The 403-nt window shown below is 57.8% G+C and carries 1 protein-coding gene; it reads right to left on the bottom strand.

Annotated features, from left to right (window positions below):
- Positions 1 to 70 precede the first annotated feature (70 nt).
- The coding region (trpR, locus tag CHM34_RS18700) for a trp operon repressor (RefSeq protein WP_206093865.1) at positions 71 to 403 on the bottom strand (333 nt) is incomplete at its 5' end.

Below are 403 nucleotides of genomic sequence, written 5' to 3'. Positions count from 1 at the left end.
CTCCAGCGTCTATCATCAGGCACTGATTCTGGCGCTCTGCCCGTTTGTTCATCCGCTTTATCAGCAGTAATCAGCCGCGACCCAGGCGCGCTTCCAGCCAGCGTTTCAGCTCCGGTGGCGCCTCTTTCAGACTGTTTGAGCCACGTGTGATGGTCGCGATGCCGACGCCAAGCTCGTTTTTCAGCTCGCGCTGGCTCATCTCGCCGTTCATCAGCTCTTCAATAATCCGCAGACGGGTGCCAAAGGCTTCGCGCTCATCTGGCGTCATCATCAGCTGCATCAGCGGCAGCGCATGGCCGTCTGTAAAGGCCTGCTGCATCAGCGCGACAAAGCGATGCCAGCTATCTTCGGTGGCGTGAGAATCAGGTTGGGTCATGAAGAGGCTTCCGTACTCGCTAAAGAG

Source organism: Paludifilum halophilum (assembly GCF_002245355.1).
GTDB classification, from domain to species: Bacteria; Bacillota; Bacilli; order Thermoactinomycetales; family DSM-45169; genus Paludifilum; species Paludifilum halophilum.
The sequence above is the reverse complement of the archived record's forward strand: the minus strand, read 5'-3'. Positions and strand labels throughout refer to the sequence as shown.